This is a genomic window from Azospirillum sp. (genome assembly GCF_050789165.1).
Genome location: NZ_JBOZRT010000042.1, coordinates 1 through 3,689, shown reverse-complemented (window position 1 = coordinate 3,689; position 3,689 = coordinate 1). Strand labels below are relative to the sequence as shown.

The window sequence follows — 3,689 nt, the reverse complement described above, 5'->3', positions numbered from 1 at the left end:
CGGCGCAGGGCGATGGTCAGGGAGTTCATTGCGGGTGTGGATCCAATCGCTTCAATGATAATCGCCGCATGGTGACGAATATGCAGAGCCGGTGGGCCGTGGCGGGCACGACCTTCCTCCTGTGGGCCCTGGTGGCTGCCAGCGCCGTCTTCTGGGGACTCAGGATGTCGGCGCGGTCGGGGGCCGCGCCGCTCGCGCCCGCCGTCACCCGCACGCCCGTTGCGGCCGATCCGGCCGCCGTGGCCCGCTTGCTCGGCGCCAGTCCCGCCGCCGCCACCGCCGCGGCGCCGGCTGCGCCAGCCCTCGCCAGCCGCCTGATGCTCGTCGGCGTCGTGGCGGGCGCCGCTTCGCAGAAGGGCGTCGCCCTCATCTCGGTCGACGGCAAGCCGGCCAAGCCGTACCGCGTCGGCGCCGCCATCGAGGATGGCGTGGTGCTGCAGTCGGTGCAGGGCCGGCGCGCCGTGCTGGCGCAGAGCGGCGACGGCGCGGCCGTGCTGACCCTCGAGTTGCCGCCGCGCAAGTGACGCGCGCTCAGGTGCGCAGGAACAGGCGATAGACCGGGTTGTCGGTTTCCTCCACGCACGGGTAACCCAGCGTCGCGAGGAACTCCTTGAAGGCCTTGTTGTCGCTCCTGGGCACCTGCAGCCCGACGAGGATGCGGCCGTAGTCGGCGCCCTGGTTGCGGTAGTGGAACAGCGTGATGTTCCAGCCGGGCTGCATGTGCGACAGGAACTTCATCAGCGCGCCCGGACGCTCCGGGAACACGAAGCGCAGCAGCCGCTCGTCCTGCGCCAGCCCCGAATGACCTCCGACCATGTGCCGGATGTGTTCCTTGGCGAGTTCGTCGTGGGTGAGGTCGAGCGCCTCGAATCCGTGCCGCGTGAAATTGGCGGCGATGCGCGCGGACTCACCCTTGCCGTGGGTCGTCACGCCGACGAACACATGGGCGTGCTGCGCATCGCTGATCCGGTAATTGAATTCGGTGACGTTGCGCGGCCCGCCGGGCAGCGCGCCGATCAGGCCGCAGAAGCGCTTGAAGCTGCCGCGTTCCTCGGGGATGGTGACGGCGAACAGCGCCTCGCGCTCCTCGCCGACCTCGGCCCGCTCGGCGACGAAGCGCAGCCGGTCGAAATTCATGTTGGCGCCGCACAGGATCGCGGCATACGTTTCGCCACGCGTCTTGCGCTCCGAGACGTATTGCTTGATCGCCGCCACCGACATCGCGCCGGCGGGCTCCACGATCGAGCGCGTGTCGACGAAGACGTCCTTGATCGCCGCGCACACGGCGTCGGTGTCGACGCGGATGTACTCGTCGACCAGGTCGCGGGCGAGGCGGAAGGTTTCCTCGCCGACCAGCTTCACGGCGGTGCCGTCCGAGAACAGGCCAACCTCGCCGAGCGTGACGCGCTTGCGGGCGGCCACCGACTGGGTCATGGCATCCGAGTCGCTCATCTGGACGCCGATCACCTTGATCTCCGGTCGCACCGCCTTGATGTAGCTGGCCACGCCGGCGATCAGGCCGCCGCCGCCGATGGCGACGAACACCGCGTCGAGCGGCCCCTGGTGCTGGCGCAGGATTTCCATGGCGATGGTGCCCTGGCCGGCGATCACGTCCGGGTCGTCGAACGGGTGGACGAACGTGAGCTCCTGCTCCCGTTCGAGTTCCACCGCGTGCAGGTAGGCGTCGGAATAGCTCTCCCCGTGCAGCACCACCTCGCCACCGAGCGCCCTGACGGCGTCGATCTTCACCTGCGGGGTCGTCACCGGCATGACGATGACGGCGCGGGCGCCGAGCCGGTGCGCCGACAGCGCCACCCCTTGCGCGTGGTTGCCCGCCGACGCGCAGATGACCCCGCGTTCGAGCTGCTCCGGGGCCAGGTGCGCCATCTTGTTGTAGGCGCCGCGCAGCTTGAAGCTGAAGACCGGCTGCTGGTCCTCGCGCTTGAGAAGCACCTTGTTGTGCAGGCGTCGGCTGAGGTTCCTGGCGGGCTCCAGCGGCGATTCGACGGCCACGTCGTAGACCCGTGCCGTGAGGATCTTCTTGAGGTAGTCGGCCGGTGTGAGGTGCTTGGGCATGGCCGATCAATGATAAGACCGCTGCTCAGCGGTACCCTGGCACGGCACGGCCAGAAAAAAGCCCCCGAACCTTGCGGTCCGAGGGCTGAATCCACCAAAGGAGGAGGTGGAGGAGACAACTTGCCTGCCGCGCCGGGTGCTGCCCGGCTGCGGCCTTGACGCTCTGCACAACGACTTCGTTATGCTCTGGGGGGAGTATAGCCCGGCCTTGCTGCGTCGCAGCAGGCGAGTGTCTCAAACTGAGACTTCCGCCCGGGCGAATTGACGAGGATCAAGTGATGGAATGCACGGTGAGTTGGACGGGTGCGACCGGCGCTCGCTCCGGAATGGGGTTCCTGGCCGAGACCGGCAGCGGCCATGTCCTGGCCATGGACGGTGCGCCCGACCCGGCGCGTCCGGCCCAGGGCGGCCAGAATCTCGCCCCGCGGCCGATGGAAACCGTGCTGGCCGGCACCGGCGGCTGCACGGCCTACGACGTCGTCCTGATCCTGCAGCGCGGCCGGCATGACGTGCGCGGCTGTTCGGTCAAGCTGACGGCGGAGCGGGCGGACACCGATCCGAAGGTGTTCACGAAGATCCACATGCACTTCACGGTGAAGGGCGACAACCTGCCGCCGGCGGCCGTGGAGCGCGCGATTGCCATGAGCCACGAAAAATACTGCTCGGCCAGCATCATGCTGGCGAAAACGGCAGCGATCACGACCAGTTTCGAGGTGCTGCCGGCCTGACGCCGCGCTCAGATGTAGTGCGCGGTCGTGGTCATGACCTTGGCCGCGGCGCGCATCAACGCCCGGGCGGGCGCCGGGAGTTCCACGGCCCCGGCCTGCATCGCCTGCGCGGCGTGGGCCGCTTCGTCGTCCTTCATCTGCGCGACGATCGCCCGCGACGCGTGGTCTCCCGGCGGCAGGCGTTGCATGTGGCTCTCGAGATGGGCCTCGACCTGGCGTTCGGTCTCGACGACGAACCCGAGGCTGACACGGTCGCCGAGACGTCCGGCGACGAGCCCGATCGCGAAGGCGCCGGCGTACCAGAGCGGGTTGAGCAGGGACGGGCGGTCGCCGAGTTCCTGCAGGCGGCCGGCCGTCCAGGCCAGGTGATCCGTTTCCTCGCCGGCGGCATGCTCGAAGTGGCGGCGCAGCGCCGGATCGCGCGTGGCCAGCGCCTGCGCGGTGTACAGCGCCTGCGCGCAGACCTCCCCGACATGGTTCACGCGCATGAGCGCCGCCGCCTGCCGGGCTTCCCGCTCCTGCAGCCTGGTTTCGTCGGCCGGAACCATCGGGCAGGGGCGCCCGGCGTGGGGCTTGGCGAAGAGTGTCCGCAGAGCGCTGTCGGCGGCGCCGAGAAATCGGTCCATGGGGCGAGTTTAAGGGGGGTGCCAAAGACGGGCGCGAATGCGGAAAGGGCGGCGATCTCCACCCGCTTCCGGGGCGATCCCGGAACGCCAAGGCACCGGTGTTGCGCGGGTTCCACTCGGCTGTTTTGCGGTGTTGTCCGTCTGCAACGAATGGCCCGGTCGAAGGCTAAATACTTTGCGAAAGCAGGGCTGCTCTGGTGCAATAAGCCCAACTTCCCAAAAGGAGGTTGGCCCGGGGATCCGGTGGGAGCACAAAGTG

At 68.7% G+C, this 3,689-nt stretch carries 4 protein-coding genes; 2 read left to right on the top strand and 2 right to left on the bottom strand.

Annotation, left to right across the window (positions count from 1 at the left end):
* Positions 1-68: 68 nt before the first annotated feature.
* Positions 69-524 carry a type II secretion system protein N gene (locus ACRWK7_RS09820; protein WP_431856028.1) on the top strand — a complete coding sequence of 152 codons (456 nt, stop codon included), beginning with the start codon at positions 69-71 and terminating at the stop codon, positions 522-524.
* Positions 525-531: 7 nt separating this feature from the next.
* Here ACRWK7_RS09820 and ilvA read toward each other — a convergent pair whose 3' ends face one another.
* The gene (gene ilvA / locus ACRWK7_RS09815) at positions 532-2,076 is read right to left on the bottom strand and encodes a threonine ammonia-lyase, biosynthetic (protein WP_431856027.1); all 1,545 of its coding nucleotides are present in this window, start codon (positions 2,074-2,076) and stop codon (positions 532-534) included.
* Positions 2,077-2,354: 278 nt separating this feature from the next.
* Between ilvA and ACRWK7_RS09810 the strand changes: the two genes are divergently transcribed.
* The gene (locus ACRWK7_RS09810) at positions 2,355-2,804 is read left to right on the top strand and encodes an OsmC family protein (RefSeq protein ID WP_431856026.1); all 450 of its coding nucleotides are present in this window, start codon (positions 2,355-2,357) and stop codon (positions 2,802-2,804) included.
* Positions 2,805-2,812: 8 nt separating this feature from the next.
* Here the strand turns inward: ACRWK7_RS09810 and coq7 are convergent, their stop codons facing one another.
* Positions 2,813-3,430, bottom strand: coding sequence for a 2-polyprenyl-3-methyl-6-methoxy-1,4-benzoquinone monooxygenase (coq7, locus tag ACRWK7_RS09805; RefSeq protein WP_431856025.1), 618 nt, complete (start codon positions 3,428-3,430; stop codon positions 2,813-2,815).
* Positions 3,431-3,689 lie beyond the last annotated feature (259 nt).